Source organism: Pseudomonas juntendi (assembly GCF_009932375.1).
GTDB classification, from domain to species: Bacteria; Pseudomonadota; Gammaproteobacteria; order Pseudomonadales; family Pseudomonadaceae; genus Aquipseudomonas; species Aquipseudomonas juntendi.
This window is the reverse complement of sequence record NZ_BLJG01000114.1, coordinates 1-22,579: the sequence shown is the minus strand read 5'-3', so window position 1 is coordinate 22,579 and position 22,579 is coordinate 1. Positions and strand designations below refer to the sequence as shown.

The 22,579-nt window shown below is 63.6% G+C and carries 24 protein-coding genes and 1 pseudogene; 10 read left to right on the top strand and 15 right to left on the bottom strand.

Going from position 1 to position 22,579, the window contains the following annotated elements:
• Positions 1-11 precede the first annotated feature (11 nt).
• Together GYA94_RS16165 and GYA94_RS16160 are read right to left on the bottom strand one after the other, a co-directional pair.
• Complete coding sequence (locus GYA94_RS16165; RefSeq protein WP_161892701.1) at positions 12-1,502, bottom strand: M16 family metallopeptidase; 1,491 nt, start codon at positions 1,500-1,502, stop codon at positions 12-14.
• Positions 1,495-2,850, bottom strand: coding sequence for a M16 family metallopeptidase (locus GYA94_RS16160; protein ID WP_161892700.1), 1,356 nt, complete (start codon positions 2,848-2,850; stop codon positions 1,495-1,497). The genes GYA94_RS16165 and GYA94_RS16160 overlap by 8 nt, the downstream gene beginning before the upstream one ends.
• A gap of 231 nt (positions 2,851-3,081) precedes the next feature.
• On the opposite strand from GYA94_RS16160, the gene ftsY reads away from it, so the two are divergent.
• The 4 genes from ftsY (at position 3,082) to rpoH (ending at position 7,216) form a co-directional block, all read left to right on the top strand.
• Complete coding sequence (gene ftsY, locus GYA94_RS16155; RefSeq protein ID WP_161892699.1) at positions 3,082-4,554, top strand: signal recognition particle-docking protein FtsY; 1,473 nt, start codon at positions 3,082-3,084, stop codon at positions 4,552-4,554.
• Positions 4,555-4,556: 2 nt separating this feature from the next.
• Positions 4,557-5,228 carry a cell division ATP-binding protein FtsE gene (gene ftsE, locus GYA94_RS16150; protein WP_009684915.1) on the top strand — a complete coding sequence of 224 codons (672 nt, stop codon included), beginning with the start codon at positions 4,557-4,559 and terminating at the stop codon, positions 5,226-5,228.
• Positions 5,225-6,250: a permease-like cell division protein FtsX gene (gene ftsX / locus GYA94_RS16145; RefSeq protein WP_029886166.1), complete on the top strand. Its 1,026-nt coding sequence runs from the start codon at positions 5,225-5,227 to the stop codon at positions 6,248-6,250. The genes ftsE and ftsX overlap by 4 nt, the downstream gene beginning before the upstream one ends.
• Positions 6,251-6,361: 111 nt before the next feature.
• Positions 6,362-7,216, top strand: a complete 855-nt coding sequence (rpoH, locus tag GYA94_RS16140) for an RNA polymerase sigma factor RpoH (RefSeq protein WP_009684917.1) — start codon at positions 6,362-6,364, stop codon at positions 7,214-7,216.
• 75 nt (positions 7,217-7,291) lie between these two features.
• Here rpoH and mtgA read toward each other — a convergent pair whose 3' ends face one another.
• Entirely contained in the window at positions 7,292-8,002 is a 711-nt protein-coding gene (gene mtgA, locus GYA94_RS16135; RefSeq protein WP_110677659.1) for a monofunctional biosynthetic peptidoglycan transglycosylase, read from the bottom strand.
• A 64-nt stretch (positions 8,003-8,066) separates the two neighbouring features.
• On the opposite strand from mtgA, the gene GYA94_RS16130 reads away from it, so the two are divergent.
• From GYA94_RS16130 to trmB, 4 genes are all read left to right on the top strand, one after another.
• A complete protein-coding gene (locus GYA94_RS16130; RefSeq protein ID WP_110677657.1) occupies positions 8,067-8,438 on the top strand; it encodes a DUF423 domain-containing protein in 372 nt (123 codons plus the stop codon).
• A gap of 102 nt (positions 8,439-8,540) precedes the next feature.
• Entirely contained in the window at positions 8,541-8,741 is a 201-nt protein-coding gene (gene thiS, locus GYA94_RS16125; protein ID WP_009684920.1) for a sulfur carrier protein ThiS, read from the top strand.
• A 54-nt stretch (positions 8,742-8,795) separates the two neighbouring features.
• The gene (locus GYA94_RS16120; protein ID WP_009684921.1) at positions 8,796-9,608 is read left to right on the top strand and encodes a thiazole synthase; all 813 of its coding nucleotides are present in this window, start codon (positions 8,796-8,798) and stop codon (positions 9,606-9,608) included.
• Positions 9,609-9,617: 9 nt separating this feature from the next.
• Positions 9,618-10,340, top strand: coding sequence for a tRNA (guanosine(46)-N7)-methyltransferase TrmB (gene trmB, locus GYA94_RS16115; protein WP_009684922.1), 723 nt, complete (start codon positions 9,618-9,620; stop codon positions 10,338-10,340).
• Between the two features lie 638 nt (positions 10,341-10,978).
• On the opposite strand, the gene GYA94_RS16110 is transcribed toward trmB, so the two are convergent.
• The 9 genes and pseudogenes from GYA94_RS16110 to GYA94_RS16070 all read right to left on the bottom strand — a co-directional run bounded on the left by GYA94_RS16110 (position 10,979) and on the right by GYA94_RS16070 (position 17,219).
• Positions 10,979-11,305, bottom strand: a complete 327-nt coding sequence (locus GYA94_RS16110; protein ID WP_009684924.1) for a DUF3392 family protein — start codon at positions 11,303-11,305, stop codon at positions 10,979-10,981.
• Between the two features lie 9 nt (positions 11,306-11,314).
• Positions 11,315-12,490, bottom strand: coding sequence for a radical SAM family heme chaperone HemW (gene hemW, locus GYA94_RS16105; RefSeq protein WP_161892698.1), 1,176 nt, complete (start codon positions 12,488-12,490; stop codon positions 11,315-11,317).
• Positions 12,487-13,083 carry an RdgB/HAM1 family non-canonical purine NTP pyrophosphatase gene (rdgB, locus tag GYA94_RS16100; protein WP_033690803.1) on the bottom strand — a complete coding sequence of 199 codons (597 nt, stop codon included), beginning with the start codon at positions 13,081-13,083 and terminating at the stop codon, positions 12,487-12,489. Before rdgB ends, hemW begins: the two co-directional genes overlap by 4 nt.
• Positions 13,080-13,172, bottom strand: a pseudogene (locus GYA94_RS28735) (DUF4426 domain-containing protein); the annotation flags it as partial. The gene rdgB and the pseudogene GYA94_RS28735, both read right to left, overlap by 4 nt.
• Before the next feature lie 37 nt (positions 13,173-13,209).
• Positions 13,210-13,830 carry a methionine biosynthesis protein MetW gene (gene metW, locus GYA94_RS16090; protein WP_054912845.1) on the bottom strand — a complete coding sequence of 207 codons (621 nt, stop codon included), beginning with the start codon at positions 13,828-13,830 and terminating at the stop codon, positions 13,210-13,212.
• A 7-nt stretch (positions 13,831-13,837) separates the two neighbouring features.
• Positions 13,838-14,977 (bottom strand): homoserine O-succinyltransferase MetX, encoded by a 1,140-nt coding sequence (metX, locus tag GYA94_RS16085; RefSeq protein WP_009684929.1) that lies wholly within the window; start codon positions 14,975-14,977, stop codon positions 13,838-13,840.
• An 88-nt stretch (positions 14,978-15,065) separates the two neighbouring features.
• A complete protein-coding gene (locus GYA94_RS16080) occupies positions 15,066-15,656 on the bottom strand; it encodes a YggT family protein (RefSeq protein ID WP_009684930.1) in 591 nt (196 codons plus the stop codon).
• 10 nt (positions 15,657-15,666) lie between these two features.
• Positions 15,667-16,485 (bottom strand): pyrroline-5-carboxylate reductase, encoded by an 819-nt coding sequence (gene proC / locus GYA94_RS16075; protein WP_110677653.1) that lies wholly within the window; start codon positions 16,483-16,485, stop codon positions 15,667-15,669.
• Positions 16,486-16,523: 38 nt separating this feature from the next.
• Positions 16,524-17,219, bottom strand: a complete 696-nt coding sequence (locus GYA94_RS16070; RefSeq protein ID WP_161892697.1) for a YggS family pyridoxal phosphate-dependent enzyme — start codon at positions 17,217-17,219, stop codon at positions 16,524-16,526.
• Positions 17,220-17,284: 65 nt separating this feature from the next.
• Here GYA94_RS16070 and GYA94_RS16065 point away from each other — a divergent pair, with 65 nt between their 5' ends.
• The gene (locus tag GYA94_RS16065; RefSeq protein WP_161892696.1) at positions 17,285-18,283 is read left to right on the top strand and encodes a type IV pilus twitching motility protein PilT; all 999 of its coding nucleotides are present in this window, start codon (positions 17,285-17,287) and stop codon (positions 18,281-18,283) included.
• Between the two features lie 306 nt (positions 18,284-18,589).
• On the opposite strand, the gene GYA94_RS16060 is transcribed toward GYA94_RS16065, so the two are convergent.
• Positions 18,590-19,213 carry a C40 family peptidase gene (locus tag GYA94_RS16060; protein WP_161892695.1) on the bottom strand — a complete coding sequence of 208 codons (624 nt, stop codon included), beginning with the start codon at positions 19,211-19,213 and terminating at the stop codon, positions 18,590-18,592.
• Between the two features lie 166 nt (positions 19,214-19,379).
• Here GYA94_RS16060 and GYA94_RS16055 point away from each other — a divergent pair, with 166 nt between their 5' ends.
• Positions 19,380-19,799: an NINE protein gene (locus GYA94_RS16055; protein ID WP_009684937.1), complete on the top strand. Its 420-nt coding sequence runs from the start codon at positions 19,380-19,382 to the stop codon at positions 19,797-19,799.
• 96 nt (positions 19,800-19,895) lie between these two features.
• On the opposite strand, the gene GYA94_RS16050 is transcribed toward GYA94_RS16055, so the two are convergent.
• Positions 19,896-20,594: an SPOR domain-containing protein gene (locus GYA94_RS16050; RefSeq protein ID WP_047149606.1), complete on the bottom strand. Its 699-nt coding sequence runs from the start codon at positions 20,592-20,594 to the stop codon at positions 19,896-19,898.
• A 1-nt stretch (position 20,595) separates the two neighbouring features.
• Complete coding sequence (gene argS, locus GYA94_RS16045) at positions 20,596-22,332, bottom strand: arginine--tRNA ligase (RefSeq protein ID WP_009684939.1); 1,737 nt, start codon at positions 22,330-22,332, stop codon at positions 20,596-20,598.
• Positions 22,333-22,579 lie beyond the last annotated feature (247 nt).

Below are 22,579 nucleotides of genomic sequence, written 5' to 3'. Positions count from 1 at the left end.
GGATCTTGGCATTAGTGCTCCGGTACCCCGAGCGGCTGCTCGGAGGGCTTGTCAGTGGGTGCTGGCAGCGGTTTCTGTGGCACTTTCGGGCCAACGGTGACGATCACCAGTTTATCGGCTGACAGGTGTTTGTTCATGGCGGCCTTGACCTGCTCGACAGTGAGGGCCTGGGACTGCTGCATGAAGTCCTCCAGCCAGGTCAGCGGCAAGTTGTAGAAGCCGATGGCGCCCAGCTGGCCGACGATGCTGGCATTGCTGGCATTGGACAACGGGAAGCTGCCGGCCAGTTCGCGCTTGGCGTCGTCCAGCTCCTGCTGGGTGGGGCCGGTCTTGAGGTAATCGGCGAGAATGCCCTGCACCAGCTTGAGCGTGCCCTCGCTGAGTTCGGCACGGGTTTGCAGGTTGATCATGAACGGGCCGCGCACCTGCATCGGGCTGAATACCGAGTAAACGCCGTACGTCAGGCCGCGTTTTTCCCGCACTTCGCTCATCAGCCGGGTACCGAAGGCACCGCCGCCGAGGATCTGGTTACCCAGCGACAGTGCAGGCCAGTCCGGGTCCTGGCGGTCGATGCCAAGCTCGGCCAGCATCAGGTGGGTCTGCTTGGACGGGAAATCGATGTGGGTCAGGCCGGGCTTGGCTTCGGCCGGCTGCGCTGGCGCGGGCAGCGCCGGGCCTTTGGGTAGCCCGGCGGACACCTGTGCGGCGATGGCTTCGGCTTCGGCGCGGCTGAGGTCGCCAACCAGGGCGATCACGGCGTTACCACCGGTGTAGGCCTTGGCATGGAAGGCGCGCAGTTGGGCCAGGCCGATGCCGTTGATGCTTTCGGTAGTGCCATCGCTGGGGTGGGCGTAGGGGTGGTCGCCATAGAGGTTGGTGAACAGCGCTTTGCCAGCGATTTTGCCAGGGTTCTGCTTCTCGTACTCGAAGCCGGCCAGCATCTGGTTCTTGATGCGCTTGAGCGCGTCTTCAGGGAAGCTCGGCTTGCCGGCGACCTCGGTGAACAGCTTGAGTGCCGGCTCGCGCTTGTCCTTGGCGCTGAGGCTGCGCAGCGAGGCCACGGCCATGTCACGGTAGGAGCCGTTGCCAAAGTCTGCACCCAGGCTCTCGAAGCCTTCGGCGATGGCGGTCACGTCCTTGCCGGCCACGCCTTCGTTGAGCATGGCGTTGGTCAAGGCAGCCAGGCCTGGCGTGCCGCCGTCCTGGCTGCTGCCGGCGGCAAAGGTTACGCGCAGGTCGAACATCGGCAGCTCGCGCGCCTCGACGAACAGCACCCGTGCCCCTTCGGCGGTGTTCCAGTGCTGGATGTTCAGCTGGCGCCGGCTCGGCGCCTTGCCGTCCAGCTCGGCCAGTGACTGCAGGGTGTTGGCCGGCCGGGCCGCAGTGTTGTCGGCCTTGGCGGCGTTGTCGGCCAGGGCCGGGGCAGCCAGCACCACTGCCAGCGCCAGGGCGCGGATACCGGTGGCCAACAGGGTTGGGCGTGGTGCGCGACGATCACTCATGAGCGGACTCCTCGGGCAGTACATGGGCAACGCTCAGGCGTTCGCGGGTGAAATAGGTGCGCGCGGCGTTCTGGATGTCCTGCGGGGTAACGCGCTTGAGCTCGTCCAGTTCGCTGTCGATCAGCTTCCAGGACAGGCCGACGGTTTCCAGTTGGCCGATGGTGGTGGCCTGGCTGCTGATGGAGTCGCGGTCATAGACCAGGCCGGCGATAACCTGGGCGCGTACGCGCTCCAGTTCTTCGGCGCTGGGCGGGGTGGTCTTCAGTTCGTCGAGCAGTTGCCACACGCCCTTCTCGACGTCGGCCAGGGTTTTCTGCTTCTGAACGTTCGGCGTGGCCGAAATCAGGAACAGGCTGTCGCCACGGGTAAAGGCGTTGTAGCTGGATGAAGCACCGGCCACCAGCTCCTGGCCACGCTCCAGGCGCGCCGGCATGCGGGCGCTGTAGCCGCCGTCGAGCAGCGCTGAGATCAGGCGCAGGGCGTGTACGGTGCGGGGGTCCTTGGCCGTGGCCAGGCCGGGCACGTTGAAACCGTAGATCAGGCTCGGCAGTTGGGTGCGCACGTGCAGGGTCAGCTGGCGCTGGCCGGGTTCTGCGAGTTCCAGTGGCAGCTTGGCCGGTGGCACGGTGCGCTTCGGAATGCTGCCGAAGTACTTCTGCGCCAGGCCTTTGACCTCGTCGGGGGTGACATCGCCGACCACCACCAGCGTGGCATTGTTGGGGGCATACCAGGACTCGTACCAGTGGCGCAGTTCCTCGACCTTCATGCGCTCCAGGTCGGCCATCCAGCCGATGGTCGGGGTATGGTAGCCGCTGGCAGGGTAGGCCATGGCGCGGAACAGCTCGAAGGCCTTTGCAGTGGGCTGATCGTCGGTACGCAGGCGGCGCTCTTCCATGATGACCTCGATTTCCTTGCTGAATTCGTCGGCTGGCAGGCGCAGGCTGGCCAGGCGGTCGGCCTCCAGTTCCAGGGCTACGGGCAGGCGATCACGCGCCAGCACCTGGTAGTAGGCGGTGTAGTCGTCGCTGGTGAAGGCGTTCTCTTCGGCGCCCAGGTCGCGCAGCACGCGTGAAGCTTCGCCGGGGCCGAGCTTGGCGCTCCCCTTGAACATCATGTGCTCCAGGGCGTGCGACAGGCCGGTCTGGCCCGGGGTTTCGTAGCTGGAACCGACCTTGTACCAGATCTGCGAGACCACCACCGGGGCACGGTGGTCTTCGCGCACCACGACCTTGAGGCCGTTGTCGAGGATGAATTCGTGGGTGGGTTGCACATCGGCGGCGAAGGCCGCGAGCGGCAGGCAGAGCGTGCCGAGCAACAGGCCAGCGGCGCGGCGGGCTAGAGCATTCATACGGTGTTTAACCTGTTCGGCGGCCCGCTGGGTTTAGCGTCGACGGGCCAGGAGGTGCTAGGATACTGATCCGGTTGCCTGGCGACCATGCCTGTCGCCGTTCTGGCCCACAGGACACTAAGACAAAACATTGCGCATGAACCAGCCGGCTTCAAGATAGTCTGTTCTGCGTAGAGAGAATTCCCGATCCGCCGTAGCTGGCGCATCGCTACCCTGAGATAGCCGTCTTCCATGTTTGGTTCCAACGACGACAAGAAAGCGCCGGCCGAGGCTGGTGAAAAGAAAGGCCTGTTCAGCTGGTTTCGCAAGAAGCCGCAACAACCTGTGGACGCTGGCGTTCCCGCCAGTGAAGCCCCCGCTGTCGAGCAACCTGTAGCCGCTCCGGTCGAGGCCCCTGCTGCTGAAGCGCCGCAGCCTGAGGCGCCCGCGCCTGCCCCGGCAGCCGAAGCGCCGGCGCCGGTCGCTGTGCAGCCGTTGCCGGCCGCTGAACCCGAGCCGCTGGTTCCCCCGCCGTCGGTAGCGCCCGCGCCGCAACCCGTGGCCCCTGCGCCGGTGCCAGCGGCTGTGGTGGACGTCGCCCGTACCGAGCCTGCGCCGGTCAGCAACCTGGTACTGCCGGTGGCTGAAGAGCCGGTAGCGCTGGTGCCGGACCTGGAACCCAAGGCGCCACCGGCGATCCCCGAGCGCCCTGCACCTGAGGTGGTTGCCCCGCCGGCCGTGGCTGCCGCAGCCGTGGAGGTCGCGCCAGAGCCAGCGGCAGCGCCGGCCGAACAGGCCAAGCCTGGCTTCTTTGCCCGCCTCAAGCAGGGCCTGTCGAAGACCAGTGCCTCCATTGGCGAGGGGATGGCCAGCCTGTTCCTGGGCAAGAAAGTCATCGACGACGACTTGCTCGACGAGATCGAAACGCGCCTGCTGACCGCCGACGTGGGCGTGGAGGCCACGTCGACCATCGTCCAGAACCTGACCCAGAAAGTCGCCCGCAAGCAACTGGCCGATGCCGACGCCCTGTACAAGTCGCTGCAGGAAGAGCTGGCGGCATTGCTGCGTCCGGTCGAGCAGCCACTGAAAGTGCAGGCGCAGAACAAGCCCTACGTGATCCTGGTGGTAGGCGTGAACGGCGCCGGCAAGACCACCACCATCGGCAAACTGGCGAAAAAACTGCAACAGGAAGGCAAGAAGGTGATGCTGGCCGCCGGCGATACCTTCCGCGCCGCAGCCGTCGAGCAGTTGCAGGTGTGGGGTGAGCGTAACCAGATTCCGGTCATCGCCCAGCACACCGGTGCCGACTCCGCATCGGTCATTTTCGACGCCGTGCAGGCCGCCAAGGCCCGCGGCGTGGACGTGCTGATCGCCGACACCGCCGGCCGCCTGCACACCAAGGACAACCTGATGGAGGAGCTGAAGAAGGTGCGCCGGGTCATCGGCAAGCTCGACGCCGAGGCGCCGCACGAGGTGCTGCTGGTGCTCGACGCCGGTACCGGGCAGAACGCCATCAGCCAGGCCAAGTACTTTAACCAGAGTGTCGAATTGACCGGCTTGGCCCTGACCAAGCTCGATGGCACCGCCAAGGGCGGGGTGATCTTCGCCCTGGCCAAGCAGTTCAAGTTGCCGATCCGCTTCATCGGTGTCGGCGAAGGCATCGACGACCTGCGCACCTTCGAAGCGGAGCCTTTCGTCAAGGCTCTGTTCGCCGAGCGAGACTGACCATGATCCGATTCGAACAGGTTGCCAAGCGCTATCCCAATGGTCATGTCGGTTTGCATGAGCTGAGTTTCCGGGCGCGCCGGGGCGAGTTCCTGTTCGTCACCGGCCACTCGGGCGCCGGCAAGAGCACCTTGCTGCGCCTGCTGCTGGCCATGGAGCGCCCGACCAGCGGCAAGCTGATGCTGGCCGGGCAGGACCTGGGCCAGATCAGCAACGCCCAGATCCCGTTCCTGCGCCGGCAGATCGGCGTGGTGTTCCAGAACCACCAACTGTTGTTCGACCGCACGGTGTTCAACAACATTGCCCTGCCGCTGCAGATTCTGGGCTTGTCCAAGGCCGAGATCGCCAAGCGCGTCGATTCCGCCCTGGAGCGCGTGTCGCTGGCCGACAAGGGCGAGCTGTTCCCGGCTGACCTGTCCACCGGGCAGCAGCAGCGGGTCGGCATTGCCCGGGCAATCGTCCACCAGCCCGCGCTGCTGCTGGCCGATGAACCCACCGGTAACCTCGACCCGCGGCTGGCCGCAGAAATCATGGGGGTATTCGAGGACATCAACCGCCTGGGTACTACGGTTTTGATCGCCAGCCACGACCTGGCACTGATTGCGCGCATGCGTCACCGCATGCTGACCTTGCAGCGCGGCCGCTTGATCGGCGATGGGGAGGCCGGGCAATGAGCACTACACGTACGCCAAAGGTTTCCGAGCGCGTTGCGCCGAAGCCAGCCGACCCGCAGCCGGCGAAGAAAAAACGCGGCGAAGACGATGATGGCCCGGATTTCCGCACGTTGTTGCACGCCTGGCTGGAAAGCCACCGTGCCAGCCTGGCTGACAGCCTGCGCCGGCTGGGCAAGCAGCCGATCGGCAGCTTCTTCACCTGCCTGGTGATGGCCGTCGCGCTGAGCATGCCGATGGGCCTGTCGTTGTTGCTGAAGAACGTCGAGCAACTGGGCGGTTCGTGGCAGCGCGCGGCGCAGATTTCGCTGTACCTCAAGCTGGATGCCGGCAGCCGTGATGGCGAGGCGCTGCGTGACGAGATCAAGGGCATGCCCGGCGTGGCAGATGCGCAGTATGTCAGCCGCGAGCAGGCGCTGGAGGAATTCCAGCAGCAGTCCGGTCTGGGCGAGGCCTTGCGCGAGCTGCCGGAAAACCCGCTGCCAGGTGTGGTGGTAGTCACCCCGACCGAGGTCGACAAGCCCGCCCTTGAAGCCTTGCGTCAGCGCCTTGCAGAGCTGCCGCGGGTGGATGTGGCGCAACTGGACCTGGTCTGGGTCGAGCGGCTGGCGGCGATCCTCAAGCTGGGTGACCGGTTCGTCTTCGGTCTGGCGGTGATGCTTATTTCTGCACTGCTGTTAGTAATCGGTAACACAATTCGTCTACATATCGAAAACCGCCGCATCGAGATCGAAGTGATCAAGCTGGTCGGCGGCACCGACGCCTACGTACGCCGGCCTTTCCTGTACATGGGCGCATTGTATGGCCTGGGTGCAGGGCTGCTGGCGTGGGGGATCCTGGCGTTTGGCCTGAACTGGCTGAACGAGGCGGTGGTAGGGCTTTCCGGGCTATACGGCAGTGACTTCGCCCTGGGCGGAGTGCCGGGGTCCGATGGTCTGTCGCTCTTGATCGGAGCGGTGTTGTTGGGGTATATCGGTGCATGGATTGCAGTCGCCCGCCACTTGAACGAGCTGGCACCGCGATAGTTTTTACAGGCCAGCATTGACATTTTGTTCACGATGGAACTTGTACCGTCGTTCCAGGTCAATGTTGGCAGCGCCCAAAAAGCGCGAGTCTAGTAAGTCGGAGGTTCTTGAATGACCACATCGTTGCAACCTGCCTATGCCTTGGTACCCGGTGCAAACCTGGAAGCCTATGTGCACACGGTCAACAGCATCCCGCTGCTGACGGTCGAGCAGGAGCGTGATCTGGGCGAGCGTCTCTATTATCAGCAGGATGTCGAGGCCGCTCGTCAAATGGTGATGGCCCACCTGCGTTTCGTCGTACATATCGCCCGTAGCTATGCTGGTTATGGGCTGGCCCAGGCTGACCTGATTCAGGAAGGCAACGTTGGCCTGATGAAGGCCGTCAAACGCTTCAACCCTGAAATGGGCGTGCGCCTGGTGTCGTTCGCCGTGCACTGGATCAAGGCCGAGATCCACGAGTTCATCCTGCGCAACTGGCGCATCGTCAAAGTGGCTACCACTAAGGCCCAGCGCAAGCTGTTCTTCAACCTGCGCAGCCAGAAGAAGCGCCTGGCCTGGTTGAACAACGACGAAGTGCATCGCGTGGCGGAGAGCCTTGGCGTCGAGCCGCGTGAAGTGCGCGAGATGGAGAGCCGCCTCAGCGGGCAGGACATGGCGTTCGACCCGGCAGCGGAAGCTGACGACGACAGCGCGTTCCAGTCCCCTGCGCATTACCTGGAAGACCACCGGTACGACCCGGCGGTGCAACTGGAAGATGCCGACTGGAGCGACAACTCCACCAGCAACCTGCACGAAGCGCTGCAGGGGCTGGACGAGCGCAGCCGCGACATTCTCTACCAGCGCTGGTTGGCTGAAGAGAAGGCCACGCTGCATGAGCTGGCAGACAAGTACAGCGTTTCGGCTGAGCGGATTCGCCAGCTGGAGAAGAATGCGATGAACAAGGTCAAGGCACTGATCGCAGCCTGATCGGGCCTTTGTTGCACAGAAAAGCCGCTGGCTCCGACGGAGCGAGCGGCTTTTTCATTTAAGCCGGCACTGCATTCAAAGCTTTCTGGATGAGTCGAGCTGCATCAGGTAGCTGGGGCCACCCAGCTGGCTCATTTGCCGACGAATCCATCCGGCACGGCTTGCCACGTAGGCGCTCGGCCGGCTGGCACTCCACTTGATCGGGCTGGGCAATACTGCGGCCAGTTGCGCTGCCTGCTGGCGGGTGAGCTGGCTGGCATCGACACCAAAGTGATAGCGCGCCGCTGCCTGGGCGCCGAATACGCCTTTGCCCCACTCGGCGCTGTTCAGGTAAACCTCGAGAATGCGTTCCTTGGACCAGAGCAGTTCGATCAGAGCCGTGAACCAGGCTTCCAGCCCTTTGCGGAACCAGCTGCGCCCCGACCACAGGAACAGGTTCTTGGCCACTTGCTGGGTCAGGGTACTGGCGCCACGAATGCTGCCGCCGCGTTCGTTGTAGGCTAGCGCAGCCTGGATAGCCGGGATGTCGAAGCCCCAGTGGCTGGCGAACTTCTGGTCTTCGCCGGCAATGACCGCGACCTTGAGTTCATCGGAGATGTTCTGCCAAGGCTCCCAGTCGCGCTGCAGGTCGATGGGGTCGCCATTGACCCAGGATTGCACCTTGCGCTCGACCATCAGCGCCGTGCCGGGCGGGGGCACCCAGCGGAACACCAGCACCAGCACGATGCTGCAGGCAGCGAACCAGAGCAGGGCACGGAAGAGGCGGCGAATAAGGGATGGCAGCATGACGATGGCTTGGCCGTACGGGTGGAAGGGGCCATTATACAGACCCGATCCAAGGAGTCGTCCCATGCTTCGCAGCTTCCTGATGCTTGCCGCCTTTTTCGGCTTTACCGGAGTCGCACTGGGTGCCTTCGCCGCCCACGGCCTGAAAAACCGGCTGACGGCCGACTACCTGGCGGTGTTCCACACCGGCGTGACCTACCAACTGGTGCATGCGCTGGCGATTCTTGCGCTTGCCGTGCTCTCGGCGCACCTGCCCGGGCGCCTGGTGGGCTGGGCCGGTGGGCTGTTTGCGGTGGGTATCGTGCTGTTCTCCGGCAGCCTGTACCTGCTGGCCCTCAGCGGCCTGACCAAGCTGGGCATCATCACCCCGATCGGCGGCCTGTGCTTCCTGGCCGGCTGGCTATGCCTGGGGTTGGCGGCCTGGCGGCTGGGCTGACCAGCTGGTCCACAATCGCGACTAATGGCGCGCACCGCCCTTGGGTTGCGGGGCGGTTCGGCGCTAGAATGCGGGCCCCAAAGAATAATGGTGGCCGTGCGCATGCGCATTCAACTGAACGGTGAACCTTACGAACTGCCTGCCGGCGAGAGCGTTGCAGCCCTGCTGACGCGCCTGGAGCTCAGTGGGCGCCGCATTGCCGTGGAACTGAACCTGGATATCGTGCCGCGTAGCCAGCACGAGAGCACCCTGCTGAACGACGGCGACCAGGTCGAAGTGGTCCACGCGATCGGTGGCGGCTGACAGCAGCCTGGTGGTTCACAAGCAAGCCCTGCAACCTTTTCCCGAGGAACAACGATGAGCAACGTTCGCAGCGACAAGCCCTTCATTCTGGCCGGGCGCACGTTCCAGTCGCGCCTGCTGGTCGGCACCGGCAAATACCGTGACATGGAAGAGACCCGCCTGGCTACCGAGGCCTCGGGTGCCGAGATCGTCACCGTGGCCGTGCGCCGGACCAACCTTGGCCAGAATGCGGGCGAGCCGAACCTGCTCGACGTGTTGTCGCCCGACAAGTACACCATCCTGCCCAATACCGCAGGCTGCTTCGACGCCACCGAGGCCGTGCGTACCTGCCGCCTGGCCCGCGAGCTGCTGCAAGGCTACAAGTCCCACGAGTCGCGGACCTTGGTCAAGCTCGAAGTGCTGGCGGACCAGAAGACCCTGTTCCCCAACGTGATCGAAACCCTCAAGGCCGCCGAAGTGCTGGTCAAGGATGGTTTCGACGTGATGGTCTACACCAGCGATGACCCGATCATTGCCCGCCAGCTGGCTGAGGCGGGCTGCATCGCGGTGATGCCGTTGGCCGGCCTGATCGGCACGGGCCTGGGTATCTGCAACCCGTACAACCTGCAGATCATCCTGGAAGAATCGAAAGTCCCGGTGCTGGTCGATGCCGGCGTGGGCACCGCTTCCGACGCCACCATCGCCATGGAAATGGGCTGCGAGGCGGTGCTGATGAACTCGGCCATTGCCCACGCCCAGCAGCCGGTGTTGATGGCCGAAGCCATGAAGCACGCCATCGTCGCCGGTCGCATGGCCTACCTGGCCGGCCGGATGCCGAAAAAACTCTATGCCAGCGCCTCTTCGCCGCTGGATGGTCTGATCAAGTAAGAGCCCCAGATGACTGATTCGCAAGATACGCCGATCGCCGCCGACGGCGACCAGCGCCCACACCGCCGCATCAAGAGTTTCGTGATGCGTGCAGGGCGCATGACCGAAGGCCAGCAACGCGGCCTGGACCAAGGCGGCCCGCTGTACATCCTGCCGTTGGCCGACAGCCCGGTGGACTACGACCAGGTATTCGGCCGTTGCGCGCCGCGTACCTTGGAGATCGGCTTCGGTATGGGGCATTCCCTGCTGGAAATGGCCGCCGCCGCGCCGGAGCAGGACTTCATTGGTGTAGAAGTACACCGTCCCGGTGTTGGTGCGTTGCTCAACGGTGTGCTGACCCAGGGTTTGAAGAACCTGCGGGTGTATGACTGCGATGCCATCGAAGTGTTGAACCGCTGCGTGGCCGACAACAGCCTCGACCGCCTGATGCTGTTCTTCCCCGACCCTTGGCACAAGGCGCGCCACCACAAGCGCCGTATCGTGCAGCTGGAGTTCGCCGAGCTGGTGCGGCGCAAGCTCAAGCCCGGTGGCGTGTTCCACATGGCCACCGACTGGGAGCCGTATGCCGAGTACATGCTGGAAGTGATGAGCGCTGCGCCGGGCTATCGCAACCGCGCAGCAGACGGTACCTACGTGCCGCGCCCCGAAGAGCGCCCGATCACCAAGTTCGAACGCCGCGGCGAGCGGCTGGGGCATGGGGTGTGGGATTTGAAGTTCGAGAAGGTGGACTGATCGGCTGAATCGGCCTTTCGGTACGCTGAGGCCTGTAGAAATGCAGGCCAAAAAAAACCGCTCTGAGATGAGCGGTTTTTTGTGTGAGCAAAAGGACTGAGTATCCTTCGCTTCAAGGCTTCACTGAAAGCTCTACACAGTCAGGTGATCATAGGCACCTTCAGAAGCAGGGTCAATGTGCGGAAATACCCGGCATCAAGTGTGTCGAAGCAGTTAGCAGTCTCGGTCAAGTAGACCGGGTATCATCTAGCTGCTCCTGTGAGAGTCCATTCAGTGATGGGTCGGGTTGTCTGGAGGCTCGCCCGGATTTTGATCTTGCTCAAGACCGTTCGGGACTTCATGCGCGACCACTTCGATGACGCCCGTTAAAGGCTAGTCAAGTGGTAGGGCTGCCCTGGTTTGCCGGGGCAGCTTTTAGAATCTGCGCCCCGCTTGTTTCCTGCGCTGATCGACTAGCGCGATCGGTGTAGGAGCGGCCTTGTGTCGCGATGGGCTGCAAAGCAGCCCCGGCTATCTCAAGCCTTCTGCTGGCAGTGCCGACCTCTTCGCGGGTAAACCCGCTCCTACAGTGATCGCGCCAGCTTCCAGAAACTGGGCAAGACAGAATGTCCCACAAGCGTTCAGCCCCAGGCTGTGTCTCAGCCGCGCCGGTCGGCCACTACGCCAATCAGCACCACGACCACCAGCAGCACCGGCGCCAGTGCGTAGTTGTTGAACTGGCTCAGCCCCTTCACCACCCAGGGTGTGGCATAGATCAGTGCCGCGCCGCTGCCGACCATCACCATCACCGCCATGAACGGTACGCGCAGGGCGCCACCCAGGCTGCCCAGCCGTTGTTCGGCCCAGCCTTTGACGTCGCTGCCGAACAGCACCAGCAGGCAGCCTACCAAGGCCAGCGAAATTTCTGACAGGTTGCCGCGGCTCCAGCGGGAAACCGTCGCGAGCAGATCAAGTACCAGATCCATGGGTCATCCTTAGGTCAAGAAATACTGCAGCAGGTCATTGAGGAATAGCTGGCCCCTTGGCGTGGCCACCAGTCGATCCGGTTCGACCTGCAAAAGGCCCTTTTGTTCGGCTGCCCGACGGGCTTCGCGCAACTGCTCCAGCGGCAAGCCGGTGCGCTGGGTGAACAGCTGGGCTTCCACGCCATCGGTCAGGCGCAGGGCGTTCATCAGGAACTCGAACGGCAACTCGTCGACTGGCAGCAGCTTCTCACCGGCTTTGTACGGTTTGGCCAGGTTCAGGTAGTCCTTGGGCAAGCGAGTCTTCCAGGTGCGCAGGATACGGCCGTCAGCGAAGGTCAGTTTGCCGTGGGCGCCGGCGCCGATGCCGATGAAGTCGCCAAAACGCCAGTAGTTGAGGTTATGCCGCGCAGCGCGGCCGGCCTGAGCATAGGCCGAGACCTCGTACTGGCGAAAACCATGCCCGGCCATCAGCGCCTGGCCGGCTTCCTGGATGTCCCAGAGAATGTCGTCCTCGGGCAGCTCCGGCGGCTGGTTCCAGAATACCGTGTTGGGCTCGACGGTCAGTTGGTACCACGACAGGTGCGTGGGCCCCAGGTCCATGGCTTGGCGCAGGTCGCCCAGGGCGTCTTCCAGCGACTGGTCGGGCAGGCCGTGCATGAGGTCCATGTTGAAGTTGTCGAACCCGGCCGCGCGCGCCATGCCGGCTGCCCGGACGGCTTCGTCACCATTGTGGATGCGCCCCAGGGCCTGCAGCTTGGCCGGCTGGAAGCTCTGCACGCCAATGGACAGGCGGTTGATGCCGGTTTGCCGGTAGGCCTTGAACTTGTCCTGCTCGAAGGTGCCCGGGTTGGCCTCCAGGGTGATCTCGATGTCCGCTGCGAACGGTATGCGCTGCTCCACGCCGCGCAGCAGGCGGCCCAGGGCGCCTGCACTGAACAGGCTGGGCGTACCGCCACCGAAGAAGATCGAGCTGATCGGCCTGCCTTGCACCGCCGCCAGCTCCTGGTCCAGGTCGGTCAACAGCGCCGCGACGTATTCGTCTTCCGGCAGCTCAGGGCCGGCCGCGTGGGAGTTGAAGTCGCAGTAAGGGCATTTGCGCACGCACCACGGAATGTGGATGTACAGCGCCAGCGGCGGCAGGCTGGGAAAGCCCGCCGCGCCAGGGGTAGCCAGTGTTGCGATCATGCCAGGCCCAGGCGTTGGCGCAGCAGGGCCATGGCGCGGGCGCGGTGGCTGAGCTGGTTCTTGTCCACAGGTGCCAGGTCGGCGCTGGAGCAGTTGCGTTCGGGCACCCAGAACAGTGGGTCATAGCCAAAGCCATGCTCGCCACTGGCCTGGAACAGAATGCGCCCTTGCCACAGGCCCTCGCAGAGGATCGGGAGCGGGTCATCCGCGTGGCGTACCAGTGCCAGCACACAGACGAACTGTGCACCGCGCTCGGCTTCTGGCACGTCTTTCAGTGCGTCGAGCAGCTTGGCATTGTTTGCCGCGTCACCCTTGCCATCGGCATAGCGCGCCGAGTAGATACCCGGCGCACCGCCGAGGAAGTCCACGGCCAGGCCGGAATCGTCGGCCAAGGCCGGCAGGCCGGAAATACGTGCAGCGTTGCGCGCCTTGAGGATGGCGTTCTCGACGAACGACAAGCCGGTTTCTTCCGGCTCTACCTGGCTGAATTCGCCAATCGAGCGCAGTTGCACCGAGTGGCCGAGCATGGCCTGGAGTTCCTTGAGTTTGCCGGCGTTGTGGCTGGCCAATACGAGTTGCTGGAAATTCATCATTCGCCTGGGAACACTTCCTGGTTGAAACTGAGGGAGTTGCTGATGCCGCCGGTTTCGATACTCTGCTTGAACCCTAGCGGGCTGCTGCGCACGGGGCGACGCATGGGGCGCTTTCCCCGGTGTGCGTCAGACCGCCAGCTGGCGCTCTTGCAGGTTAGGGCTGCTGACGCGGTAGATGCCGATCTCACCCAGAAGATTAGGCCAAAGCCGGCCACCCCACCCATTGCGGTGCAGGTGGTCGACCGCCAGGCGGTCGAGCACCTTGGCGCGGCGCTCATGCACCAGCTCTTCAAAGTCGGCGAACGTGCAGAAGTGAATGTTCGGGGTGTTGTACCAGGTATAGGGCATGAAGTCCGATACCGGCATGCGGCCTTTGGTCGCCAGGTACCAGCGGCAACGCCAGTGCCCGAAGTTGGGGAAGGTGATGATGCACTGGCGGCCCACGCGCAGCATCTCGTCGAGGATGCGATCAGGGTACTCCACGGCCTGCAGGGCCTGCGTCATGATCACCACGTCAAAACTGTTGCTGGCGAAGTTGCCCAGGCCTTTGTCCAGGTCTTGCTCGATGACGTTCACGCCCTTGGCCACGCAGGCGGCGATGTTGTCGGGGTCGATCTCCAGGCCATAGCCGGTGACCTGCTTGCGGTCACGTAGCGAGGCCAGCAGTTCGCCGCTGCCGCAGCCCAGGTCGAGTACCCGGCTGCCGGCGGGGATCCAGTCGTGGATGATTTCCAGATCGGCTCTCATGCTGTCCTCAGATGGCAATGCGGTTCATGTAGTTCGAAAAACCCTGCATGTAGCGAGGTGTGGGGATTAAGAAGGCATCGTGCCCATAAGGTGAGTCGATCTCCAGGTAGCAGACGTTCTTGCGCGCTGCCATCAGGGCGTCGACGATTTCACGCGAACGGGCCGGGGAGAAGCGCCAGTCGGTGGTGAACGACATGATGCAGTAGTCCGCCTTGACGTTGGCCAGGGTGGCTGCCAGGTCGCCGCCGTGGGCGGCAGCCGGGTCGAAGTAGTCCAGCGCCTTGGTCATCAGCAGGTAGGTGTTGGCATCGAACCGCCCGGAAAACTCCTCGCCCTGGTAGCGCAGGTAGCTCTCGACCTGGAACTCGACGCTGTGAAAGTCATAGTTGAGCTTGTCGCTCTTGAGCTCGCGGCCGAATTTTTCACCCATCGAGTCATCGGACAGGTAGGTGATATGGCCGACCATGCGCGCCAGCATCAAGCCCCGCTTGGGGATCACGCCCTGGTCCTGGAACGAACCGCCGTGGAACTCAGGGTCGGTGAGGATGGCCTGGCGTGCCACTTCGTTGAAGGCGATATTCTGCGCCGACAGTTTCGGTGCCGAGGCGATGTCGACGCAGTGGCGCACGCGCTCCGGGTAGGTCATGGTCCACTGTAGCGCCTGCATGCCACCCAGGCTGCCGCCAACGATGGCTGCCCACTGCTGGATGCCCAGGCGATCGGCCAGACGCGCCTGGCTGTGCACCCAGTCTTCCACCGTCAGTACCGGAAACTCGGCGCCGTAGGGTTTGCCAGTGGCCGGGTTGACGCTGCTGGGGCCGGTGCTGCCGTTGCAACCGCCGAGGTTGTTCAGGCTGACCACGAAGAAACGGTTGGTATCGATGGGCTTGCCAGGGCCGATGCAGCTGTCCCACCAACCCGGTTTACGGTCGGTGGCAGCATGGTAGCCGGCGGCATGGTGGTGGCCAGACAGCGCATGGCAGATCAGCACGGCATTGCTCGCGCTGGCATTGAGGGTGCCGTAGGTCTCGTAGACCAGCTCGTAACTGGCCAGGGAGCGGCCGCAGGCCAGCGCCAGCGGTTCATCGAACCGGGCGGTTTGCGGTACTACCAGACCGACGGAATCTTCGGGAAAGACAGTGGACATCGACCCTGCTCACGCTTGACGGAGGCGTAAGTCTAAAGAGCGCTACCCCCAGCGGCAAGCAAAGGCTTGCCGCTGGGTGCATGCGGGGTCAGATCATCCGCCACAGCTCCTGGGGCATGCCGGCATAGGCAGCCAGCGGTGGCATGACGAACGACTGGATCACCTGAATCGCCAGGAAGGCGAAGATCGGCGAAATGTCCATGCCGCCCAGGTTGGGCACGATGCGGCGGAAGGGGGCGAGCACCGGCTCGCTGATCTGGTAGGCCAGTTCGGCGGCGGGGTTGTGGCTGTTGGGCGCAACCCAGGAAACGATCACCATCACGATCATCGCCACCCAGAAGATCTTCAGGAACAGCGAGGTAATGCCGATGATCGCCCACATCAGCAAGTGCAGGACGTCACCGAAGGTGCCATAGGTGACCATTAGCACGAAGGCCATCAGCAGCGCCTGGATCAGCACCGACAGCAGCAGCGACGAGGTGTCCAGGCCGCCAATGCTGGGGATGATGCGGCGGATCGGCTTGAGCAGCGGCTGGGTGGCGCGCACCGCGAACTGGCACAGCGGGTTGTAGAAATCGGCCTTGACCAGCTGCAGTACGAAGCGCAGCAACACGATCACCAGGTACAGGCTGACCAAGGTTTGCACCACGAAAATCGCGGCGCCGGAGAGTGCATTCATCGATAACTCCTTATTTGCCCAGTTGTTCGGCCAGTTCGGCGGAGCGTGTCGCGGCAGCCTGTAGGGCCTGCTCGACGATCGCTTCGAAGCCGCTGGCCTGGAACGACTTGATCGCCGCTTCAGTGGTGCCGGCGGGCGAGGTGACACGGCGGCGCAGTTCGGCGGCGTCGACATCGCTGGCAACCGCCATGCGTGCAGCGCCCAAGGCCGTGTGCAGGGTCAGTTGCGAGGCGGTTTCACGCGGCAGCCCAAGCTTTTCGCCTGCGGCAGTCATGGCCTCGATCAGCAGGAAGAAGTAGGCCGGGCCACTGCCGGAAACCGCGGTCACGGCGTCCAGTTGCTGTTCCTGCTCAAGCCACAGGGCCGTGCCTACCGCCGACAGCAGTTGCTCGGCCTGCTCGCGCTGTGCGGCCGACACCTCGGCGGTGGCGTACAGGCCGCTCACGCCCTGGCGCAGGAGCGCGGGGGTATTGGGCATGCAGCGCACCACGGGGCGCGCGCCCACCCAGCTTTGCAGGCTGGCGCAGGTGATACCGGCAGCGATGGAAACGATGAGTTGGCCATCACGCAGGCTGGGTTGCAGGGCCTGGCAAACCGCTTTCATGACCTGTGGCTTGACCGCCAGCACGATCACGTCGGCGCCGTCGATGGCCTGGGCATTGTCCTCGAAGGTTTCGATGCCGTGTTCGGCCTGGATGCGGCTGCGGGTCTCGGCGCCCGGATCGCTGGCGCGAATCTGCGAGGCGTCCAGGCCCTGGGCACGCAGACCTCCGATCAGGCTGGCCGCCATGTTGCCGGCGCCGATAAAGGCAATACGAGTCTTGCTCATGTCAGGTCCTTGTGGAAAAGAGTGAGTAAAGCATGCCATCAGCCCTGGCCGGGGTTAAGTGGGGCGCGGGCACCGAACAGGGCGGTACCGATGCGTACCCAGGTCGCACCTTGTGTAATGGCCGCTTCCAGGTCGTGGCTCATGCCCATGGACAAGGTGTCCAGCCCCAGGTGCTGCTGTTCCAGCAGGTTACGCAGGCTGGCGAAGGCGGCCTCCTGAGCGGCGCGGTCGTCGGTGGGTTCGGGGATCGCCATCAGCCCGCGCAGGCGCAGGTTGGGCAGGGCCGCCACGGCCTTGGCCAAGGCCGGCAGTTCGGCGGCGGCGCAGCCGGACTTGCTGTCTTCGCCACTGACGTTCACCTGCAGGCAGATGTTCAGCGGTGCCAGCCCGGCAGGGCGCTGTTCTGAAAGGCGTTGGGCGATTTTCAGGCGGTCCACGGAATGCACCCAGTCGAAATGCTCAGCAATGGCTTTGGTCTTGTTCGATTGAATGGGGCCAATGAAGTGCCAGATCAAGGGCAAGTCGCCGAGTGCCTGCTGCTTTGTCAGGGCTTCCTGTAGGTAATTTTCCCCGAAATCGCACACGCCAGCGGCGTACAGCTCGCGGATCGCAGCGGCTGGCTTGGTCTTGCTCACGGCCAGCAGTTGGACGCTGGCCGGCTCACGCCCGGCTGCCTGTGCAGCACTGGCGATACGGGCGGAAATCGCGGAAAGGTTGTCTGCTAGGGTGGACATGAAGGGTGGCCGGCTAGTGTTGGGTTTGCGGCATTCTACCTACTTGAAAGCCTTTGGGGAGTCTCATGGATGTGACCGACCTGTTGGCACGGGCCGTGGCGGTGCAGGCTTCGGACCTGCACCTGGCGGCCGGCCAGACACCCATGCTGCGCCTGGACGGCGAGCTGCAGCGCATGGCCATGCCGCCGCTCGCCGCGGGCGCCTTGGTCGAGGGCATGGCAACCCTGCTCGATGACACGCAGCGCGAGCAGTGGGCGCAAGGGGCTGAACTGGACCTGGCGCTGGCGCTGCCTGCCCTAGGGCGCTTTCGCGTGAACCTGTTTCGCCAGCTGAATGGGCCTGCGGCGACCTTCCGCCTGATCCCAGGGCGTATTGCCACGCTGGATGAGCTAGCGCTGACCGATGTGTTTCAGGCGGTGGTCCAGTACCGCGATGGTCTGGTGCTGGTGGGTGGGCCGACCGGCAGTGGCAAGTCCAGCACACTGGCAACGTTGCTGGACCAGCTGAACCGCGAAAAGGCGCTGCACATCATTACCCTGGAAGACCCTGTTGAAGTTATCCACAGCAGCCAGCGTAGCCTGGTCAACCAGCGCGAGGTCGGCCGCCACAGCAGCGGCTTTGCCCAGGGGTTACGCAGCGCGCTGCGCCAGGACCCGGACGTGATCATGATCGGCGAGTTGCGCGACCTGCAGACCGTTCGCCTGGCCTTGCAAGCGGCCGAGACCGGGCACCTGGTGCTGGCGACGGTACATGCGCGCTCGGCGGCCAGCAGCATCGAGCGGCTGGTGGAGGTATTTGCAGCCGATGAAAAGCCGTTGGTGCGGGCGATGCTGGCGGAGTCGTTGCAAATGGTGGTGGCGCAGGTGCTGGTACGCCGCGTGGGCGGTGGGCGGGTTGCAGCGCGGGAAGTGTTGGTGGCGACGCCGGCGGTGCGCAACCTGGTGCGCGAGGGGCGGATGGCGCAGTTGTGTTCGGTGATGCAGGCGGGTGGTGCGCAAGGGATGCGGACGATGGAAGGGGCATTGCGTGGGTTGCGAGAGAAAGGCCTGGTTGACGATTGCTAGTGCCTCTACAGGCTCTCTCGCCAGCAAGCCAGCTCTCATAGAACAGTACATAACTTATTGATTTAGCGGGGTCTTTGTGGGAGCGGGCGTGCCCGCGAACACCGGCATCGCCGGTGCCTGCCACCGCGTCGCCTGCTTCGCGGGCACGCCCGCTCCCACACAGGCCGCGTCGCGGTTACGAATCGAGTTCCCTGTGCGACAGCGCAGCCCGTAGGGCTGTGTGATCTCCCACAGGTTCACCACAGTTCTACAGATTTGTGGGGGAGCTGGCTTGCCGGCGATCGGGCCATTGCAGGTGGAAAAATCTTAGCGCTTGGCCAGGCTCAGCTGCTGCTCTTTCGGCAGCACCCGTTTGGCGACCACGTAATGCTTCTGCCAGTAAGGCTTGCTCAGGTTGTCGATGCTCACCCGCTTGCCGCGGCGTGGCGCGTGGATGAAACGGTCGTTGCCCAGATAGATGGCCACGTGGTTCACCCGCCGGCTTTTGATGTTGAAGAAGATCAGGTCCCCTGGCTTCAACTCGCCCTTGGCCACTTTCACCCCATGGCCCTGGGCCATGGCATTGGAGGTGCGTGGCAGGTCTACGTTGGCCACGTCGTTGAAGGCGTACTTGACCAGGCCACTGCAGTCAAAGCCCTTTTTCGGGCTGCTGCCACCCCAAACGTAGGGGGTACCAAGTACATTGACCGCGCGGCTGAGCACATCGCTGCTCTGCTTGGGCGACATCGCGGCCACCTTGCTACCGCGCGTGCTGGCGGCGCTGACAGTGCGAGCATGGGGCGCAGTCTGCTTGACCGCTGCATGCCTCACGGCGGCATTGCTGGTGTAGCCGGTGAAACCATTGGGAAGACGTTGCTCACGATTGGTGGCGTGGGCGGCCAGGGGCAATAATAGGCAGAGGGTCAGCCATGTCTTGAGTAAAAGCGGCATAGATGAAGCTCTTATGAATAGTTATGTGTTGGGCGCGCAACTTTATAACAGCTTTTTGATCAATTTATGATCCGTTGGTCGATTGGCAGGGTGCCATACGTCGGCCTGTGACAAAAAAGTCACATTTTTTCTTAGAAAATTTTTCCATAACCCACGAGGGCTAGGCATGAACAGTTATCAACAGGGAACGCCCTACCACGACACGCACAGCAAGACCATCGGCTACCTGCTGTGGATTTTCGGCTTCACCGGGTCGCATCGTTTCTACTACGGCAAGCCGATAACCGGCACCCTCTGGTTCTTCACCTTCGGCCTGCTGGGTATCGGCTGGCTGATCGACCTGTTTCTGATCCCGGCCATGGACCGCGAGGCGGACCTGAGGTTCCAGTCTGGGCGCATCGACTACAACATCGCCTGGGTCCTGCTGACGTTCCTCGGCGTCTTCGGCCTGCACCGGCTGTATCAGGGCAAGTGGGTGACCGCGATCATCTACTTCCTGACCGGTGGCCTGTTCCTGGTAGGGGTGCTGTACGACTTCTGGACACTCAATAGCCAGGTGTCCGAGCGCAACGCGGGGCGGGGCTGAGAGGGCAAGGGCTGCTTTGCAGCCCTGTCGCTAGGCAAGGCCGCTGCACCGGGGCGGCTCAAGTCTGACGGGGGCGCACAGCGCCCCGTTCAAAGGTTACTGGCGGGTCTGGCGCTGTTGCAGCAACAGGTTGGCAAAACCAGCGCCGGCGAGCTGTTTCTGCGCACCGGTCAGCTGTTCGCGGTTGCTGAACGGGCCGACCATCACGCGGTACCAGGTTTCTTCCTTGACCGTACCCGACTCCACCTTCACTGACTGCCCCAGCAGAATGATCTGGGCCCGCACCTTGTCGGCGTCGGCCTGTTTGCGGAACGAGCCCGCCTGCAGGAAGTACTGGGTGGTCGCTGCCGGCTTGATCACTGGCGGGGCCGGAGGCGGGGTTTGGCCAAGCAGTGCTGCCTGGGCCCGCGCCGTGTCGATTTTCGCCGCTTCAGCGGGGGTAACCGGTGTGACCGGCTGAGCCGGGACCGGGGGTGTTTTCTCCGGTACGGCCTCTGGCGGCACGATGACTTCCGACTCTGGCAGCAAGGTGTAGAAGTCGTACTTCGGTTTCACCGGCTGTTGCGGTGTGGCCTGGGCAGGCTTGCTGGCTTCGGCCACTTTGTCGGCCTTCTGCTGCTCGGGTTTGGCCCGCTTGATGTCATCGCCGCCGGGTTCGAGCTTCATCAGGAACACGATGAACGCGCCAACGGTCAGGCCGACCGCCAGCCATACCCAGCCGGGGATCGGCTGTTTGGCTGGCGCTGTCTGGCGGCTGGCGCCGCGTTTGGGTGCGGGTTTTTTCTTGGCAGCCAACTTACATGCGCTCCAGGGTTTCCAGGCCGAGCAGTTCCAGACCTTGTTTGAGGGTGCGGCCAGTCAGGGCGGCCAGGCGCAGGCGGCTCTGTTGCTGCTCGGGAGTTTCAGCGGCGAGGATCGGGCAGTTCTCGTAGAAGCTGGAGAACAGGCCGGCGAGGTCGTACAGGTAGCTGCACAGTACGTGCGGTGTGCCTTTCTCGGCAACGCTGTTCAGGGTTTCGCCAAACTGCGCCAGGCGTGCGGCCAGGTCCTGCTCGTGGGCGGCCTGCAGCACGATCTTGCCATCGGCTTGGTCAAAGCGCTTGCCCAGCTTGCGGAATACGCCAGCTACACGGGTATAGGCGTACAGCAGGTAAGGCGCGGTATTGCCTTCGAAGTTGAGCATCAGCTCGAAGTTGAAGCTGTAGTCGCTGGTGCGGTGTTTGGACAGGTCGGCGTACTTCACCGCGCCAATACCCACCACTTCGCCGATGCGGCGCAGTTCGTCGTCGGCCAGGCTCGGGTTCTTTTCCTTGACCAGCGCGTAGGCCCTTTCCTTGGCCTCGGTCAGCAGGTCGATCAGCTTCACGGTGCCGCCGTCGCGGGTTTTGAACGGGCGGCCATCGGCGCCGTTCATGGTGCCGAAGCCCATGTGCTCCATTTGCATCGGGTGGCCGACGAAGCCTGCGCGGCGGGCCACTTCGAACACCTGGTTGAAGTGCAGGGCCTGGCGCTGGTCGACGAAGTACAGGGCACGGTCGGCCTTGAGCACATTGCTGCGGTAGCGCACGGCGGCCAGGTCGGTGGTGGCGTACAGGTAACCGCCGTCGGCCTTCTGCACGATCACTGGCAGCGGGTCGCCGTCGCTGTTCTTGAACTCGTCGAGGAACACGCACTGGGCGCCCTGGTCTTCGACCAGCAGGCCCTTGGCCTTGAGGTCGGCCACGACATTGGCCAGGTCGTCGTTGTAGGCGCTTTCACCCATCACGTCCGCCATGGTCAGCTTGACGTTGAGCAGTTCATACGTCTTTTGGCAGTGCGACAGCGAAATGTCCTTGAAGCGTGTCCACAGGGCCAGGCATTCCGGGTCACCGGCCTGCAGCTTGACCACCAGGCCGCGGGCGCGGGTGGCGAATGCCTCGGACTCGTCGAAACGCTGCTTGGCCGCGCGGTAGAAGTTTTCCAGGTCCGACAGCTCATCGCTGGTGATCGGGTTTTCCTGCAGGTAGGCCATCAACATGCCGAACTGGGTGCCCCAGTCGCCCACGTGGTTCTGGCGAATGACGGTGTCGCCCAGGAACTCCAGCACCCGCGCCACGCTGTCACCGATGATGGTCGAGCGCAGGTGGCCGACGTGCATCTCTTTGGCCAGGTTGGGGGCCGACAGGTCGACCACCACTTTTTGCGCCGGGCCGGCCTTGCGCGCGCCCAGGTGGGCGTCGGCCAGGGCAGCGTCCAGGCGGTTGGCCAGGGCGTCGGTGTTCTGGAAGAAATTGAGGAAGCCAGGGCCTGCGATCTCGACCTTGCTGATATCGGCGCTGGCCGGCAGGGCGTTGATCAGTTTTTCCGCCAGGTCGCGCGGCTTCATGCCGGCCGGCTTGGCCAGCATCATCGCGATATTGCTGGCGAAGTCGCCGTGGGTTTTGTCCCGGGCGTTTTCCACCTGGATCGCCGGCGACAGCCCTTCAGGCAGCACACCGTCGGTGACGAGTTGGGTGAGGGCTTGCTGGATCAGCTGGCGAATGGTGTCTTTCATGGGGGTCTCTTTTCGACCGCAAGCGCGGTGCAGCGCTTGGATGCGCAGGTGGAAAAACTGGGCATTATCCGTGCCTGGGAGCGGGTTGCCAACCTTTGGGCTTCACGTTGGAAGTCGCGAGTAGCAAGTCGCAAGTAGCAAGTAGCAAGTAGCAAGTAGCAAGTAGCAAGTAGCAAGTAGCAAGTAGCAAGAAAAAGCTTGGTTGCGCCGCCTGGCCCTGTTCCGCTCTTGCTTGCAGCTTGCAGCT

Excerpts from the sequence above, each read along its gene's own strand:
- rpoH (WP_009684917.1), top strand. The coding sequence starts at position 6,362 with ATGACCACATCGTTGCAACCTGCCTATGCCTTGGTACCCGGTGCAAAC.
- GYA94_RS16110 (WP_009684924.1), bottom strand. The coding sequence starts at position 11,305 with ATGGATCTGGTACTTGATCTGCTCGCGACGGTTTCCCGCTGGAGCCGC.
- metX (WP_009684929.1), bottom strand. The coding sequence starts at position 14,977 with ATGTCCACTGTCTTTCCCGAAGATTCCGTCGGTCTGGTAGTACCGCAA.
- GYA94_RS16060 (WP_161892695.1), bottom strand. The coding sequence starts at position 19,213 with ATGCCGCTTTTACTCAAGACATGGCTGACCCTCTGCCTATTATTGCCC.
- trmB (WP_009684922.1), top strand. The coding sequence starts at position 9,618 with ATGACTGATTCGCAAGATACGCCGATCGCCGCCGACGGCGACCAGCGC.
- ftsE (WP_009684915.1), top strand. The coding sequence starts at position 4,557 with ATGATCCGATTCGAACAGGTTGCCAAGCGCTATCCCAATGGTCATGTC.
- hemW (WP_161892698.1), bottom strand. The coding sequence starts at position 12,490 with ATGATCGCAACACTGGCTACCCCTGGCGCGGCGGGCTTTCCCAGCCTG.
- thiS (WP_009684920.1), top strand. The coding sequence starts at position 8,541 with ATGCGCATTCAACTGAACGGTGAACCTTACGAACTGCCTGCCGGCGAG.
- GYA94_RS16120 (WP_009684921.1), top strand. The coding sequence starts at position 8,796 with ATGAGCAACGTTCGCAGCGACAAGCCCTTCATTCTGGCCGGGCGCACG.
- GYA94_RS16065 (WP_161892696.1), top strand. The coding sequence starts at position 17,285 with ATGGATGTGACCGACCTGTTGGCACGGGCCGTGGCGGTGCAGGCTTCG.
- ftsX (WP_029886166.1), top strand. The coding sequence starts at position 5,225 with ATGAGCACTACACGTACGCCAAAGGTTTCCGAGCGCGTTGCGCCGAAG.
- GYA94_RS16165 (WP_161892701.1), bottom strand. The coding sequence starts at position 1,502 with ATGAGTGATCGTCGCGCACCACGCCCAACCCTGTTGGCCACCGGTATC.
- argS (WP_009684939.1), bottom strand. The coding sequence starts at position 22,332 with ATGAAAGACACCATTCGCCAGCTGATCCAGCAAGCCCTCACCCAACTC.
- metW (WP_054912845.1), bottom strand. The coding sequence starts at position 13,830 with ATGAGAGCCGATCTGGAAATCATCCACGACTGGATCCCCGCCGGCAGC.
- ftsY (WP_161892699.1), top strand. The coding sequence starts at position 3,082 with ATGTTTGGTTCCAACGACGACAAGAAAGCGCCGGCCGAGGCTGGTGAA.
- GYA94_RS16160 (WP_161892700.1), bottom strand. The coding sequence starts at position 2,850 with ATGAATGCTCTAGCCCGCCGCGCCGCTGGCCTGTTGCTCGGCACGCTC.
- mtgA (WP_110677659.1), bottom strand. The coding sequence starts at position 8,002 with ATGCTGCCATCCCTTATTCGCCGCCTCTTCCGTGCCCTGCTCTGGTTC.
- GYA94_RS16055 (WP_009684937.1), top strand. The coding sequence starts at position 19,380 with ATGAACAGTTATCAACAGGGAACGCCCTACCACGACACGCACAGCAAG.
- GYA94_RS16080 (WP_009684930.1), bottom strand. The coding sequence starts at position 15,656 with ATGAATGCACTCTCCGGCGCCGCGATTTTCGTGGTGCAAACCTTGGTC.
- GYA94_RS16070 (WP_161892697.1), bottom strand. The coding sequence starts at position 17,219 with ATGTCCACCCTAGCAGACAACCTTTCCGCGATTTCCGCCCGTATCGCC.
- rdgB (WP_033690803.1), bottom strand. The coding sequence starts at position 13,083 with ATGATGAATTTCCAGCAACTCGTATTGGCCAGCCACAACGCCGGCAAA.
- proC (WP_110677653.1), bottom strand. The coding sequence starts at position 16,485 with ATGAGCAAGACTCGTATTGCCTTTATCGGCGCCGGCAACATGGCGGCC.
- GYA94_RS16130 (WP_110677657.1), top strand. The coding sequence starts at position 8,067 with ATGCTTCGCAGCTTCCTGATGCTTGCCGCCTTTTTCGGCTTTACCGGA.